Here is a 2,653-nt window from a genome sequence, read left to right on the forward strand (position 1 = left end):
CCCCCTGCGCTGGCTGGAGGAAGTCTCCCGCACGCGCGGCACCATCAGCGGTGGCCCCAACTTCGCCTTCGACTTGTGCGTGCGCAAAACCACCGAGGCCGAGCGCGCCTCCCTGGATTTGAGCCACTGGGAAGTCGCCTTCTGCGGTGCCGAGCCCATCCGCGCCGACACCCTGGAGCGCTTCGCCCAGGCCTTCTCCGTCAGCGGCTTCCGCCGCCAGGCCTTCTACCCCTGCTACGGCCTGGCCGAGGGCACCCTCATCGTCTCGGGCGGTGAGGTGGGTGCTCTCCCCCAGCAGCAGGCCCTGGACGTGCAGCGGTTGCGCGAGGGGCGCGCCGTGGCCGTGGAGGCGGAGCAGGCTCGCAGTCAGGTGCTGGTGGGCTGCGGACTGGCGCTCGCGGAGCAGGAAGTGCTCGTGGTGCACCCGGAGACTTTCTCTCGCTGCTCGCGGGGCGAGGTGGGTGAGGTGTGGGTGAAGGGGCCCAGCGTTGCCCAGGGTTACTGGCGCCGCCCCGAGGACACCCAGCGCGACTTCCTCGCCCACACCGCCGACGGCGCGGGGCCCTTCCTGCGCACCGGTGACCTGGGCTTCCTGCGCCAGGACGGCCAGCTCTTCGTCACCGGCCGTCTCAAGGACCTGCTCATCATCCGCGGGCGCAACCACCACCCCCAGGACGTGGAGCTGACGGCGGAGCAGGCCACGCCCGCGCTGCGGCCGGGGTGCGGTGCCGCCTTCTCGGTGGAGGTGGAAGGCGAGGAGCAGCTGGTGCTGGTGTACGAGCGCGACACGCGCCGCCAGCAGGAGGAGAGCGTCGAGTCGGTGGCCCACACGCTGCGCCAGCGCATCGCCGAGCAGCACGAGTTGCGCCTGCACGCGCTCACCCTCCTCGCCCCAGGCAGCCTGCCCAAGACGTCCAGCGGCAAGATTCAGCGTCGCGCCGCTCGCGCGGCCTTCCTCGCGGGAGAGCTGCAAGAGGTAGCGGCCTGGCGTGAGCAGGCGCAGGAGGTGACGGGGGCGATGAGCGTCTCCGCCGCGCAGGCGGAGGCCACGCCCGAGACCGAGGCCCGGCCGGAATCACCGGAAGCGCTCGAGGCATGGCTGCGCACGCGCTTCGCTCGCCGGCTCCGCATGCAGCCCGAGCAGTTGGACGTGCATGAGCCCCTCACCCGCTACGGCCTGGACTCCCTGGCCGCGGTGGAGTTCAGCCACGAGGTGGAGAAGGGGCTGGGCCTCTCCCTTCCCATGGAGGTGGTGCTCAGTGGCCCCAGCCTCGCTCAGCTCGTCGAGCGCCTGTCCTCGCAGGCTCCTCGGGCCTCCAGCTCCTTGCTCCTGTCTCGGGCCTCCGCCTCCGAGACGAATGAGGAGGACTCGCTTCCCTCCTTCGCCCAGTCGCGCCTGTGGTTCCTGGAGCAGCTCGCCCAGGGTGAAACCCACGAGCTCATTCCCGCCGCCGTGCGGTTACAGGGGCCTCTGGACACGCGCGCCCTGGAGCTCGGCCTGGCCGAGGTGGTGCGTCGCCACGACTCCCTGCGCACCACCTTCCTCTCCGAAGCTGGCCAGCCCCGGCGCGTTGTCCATTCCGAGCTCCCCTCGGAGCTGCGGCACGTGGACCTGTCCTCACTGCCCGCCGAGCAGCGCGACGCCGAGGTGCGGCGCATTGCCTTCGAGGACACTCGGCGTCCCTTCGACCTGGCCCAGGGCCCGCTGCTGCGCACCAGCCTGCTGCGCCTGTCCGACTCCGAGCACGTCCTCGTCCTGGTGATGCACCACATCATCTCCGACGGCGGCTCCATGGGCGTGCTGCTGCGGGAGATGGCCTCCCTCTACGAGGCCTTCTCCCAGGGCCGCCCCTCGCCTCTGCCCTCGCTGCCCCTGCAGTACGGCGACTACAGCCGTTGGCAGCGCCAGTGGCTCGAGGGTGACGTCCTCCAGCGGGGACTCTCCTATTGGAAGCAGCAGCTCTCCGGCGCTCCCTCCGTCCTGGAGTTGCCCACCGACAAGCCCCGCCCCTCCGTGCGCAGCCAGCGCGGTGCCAGCCTGCCCGTGCGTCTCTCCCCCGAGCGCTGGGAGGCACTCAAGGCCCTGGCTCGCGCCGAGGGCTCCACCCCCTTCATGCTGCTGCAGGCCGCCTTCCAGGCGCTCCTCTTCCGCTACTCGGGCCAGGTGGACTTCTGCCTCGGCACTCCCGTCTCCGGCCGCCCTCGCCCCGAGTTGGATGGCCTCATCGGCTTCTTCGTCAACACCCTGGTGCTTCGCGCCCGCCTCGACGGCAACCCCTCCTTCCGCCAGCTGCTGCAACGGGTACGCGAGACGACGCTCTCCGCCTACGCCCACCAGGACATGCCCTTCGAGCGTCTCGTCGAGGAGCTGCGCCCCTCTCGTGACTTGAGCAGCACTCCCCTCTTCCAGGTGATGCTCGCCCTCCAGCCTCACCCCCTCTCCTCCGCCTCCCTCCCAGGGCTTCGCCTTCACTCCCTGGAGCTGGAGAGTCATGTCGCTCGCTTCGACCTCGAGCTCTCCCTCTTCGAGTCCGACGCGGGCTTGAGTGGCACGCTCGGCTTCAGCTCCGAGCTCTTCGAGCCCTCCACCGCCTCTCGCATGGTGGGCCACCTGGACGTGTTGCTCCAGGCCATTGTCTCTCGGCCCGAGGCT

1 protein-coding gene is annotated in these 2,653 nt (G+C 70.5%); it reads left to right on the forward strand.

Features of this window, described 5'->3' with window-relative positions:
* A partial coding sequence (locus Q664_RS43230) for a condensation domain-containing protein (protein WP_043410467.1) occupies nucleotides 1-2,653 on the forward strand: 2,653 nt, incomplete at both ends.

The organism is Archangium violaceum Cb vi76, from assembly GCF_000733295.1.
Taxonomy (GTDB): Bacteria; Myxococcota; Myxococcia; order Myxococcales; family Myxococcaceae; genus Archangium; species Archangium violaceum.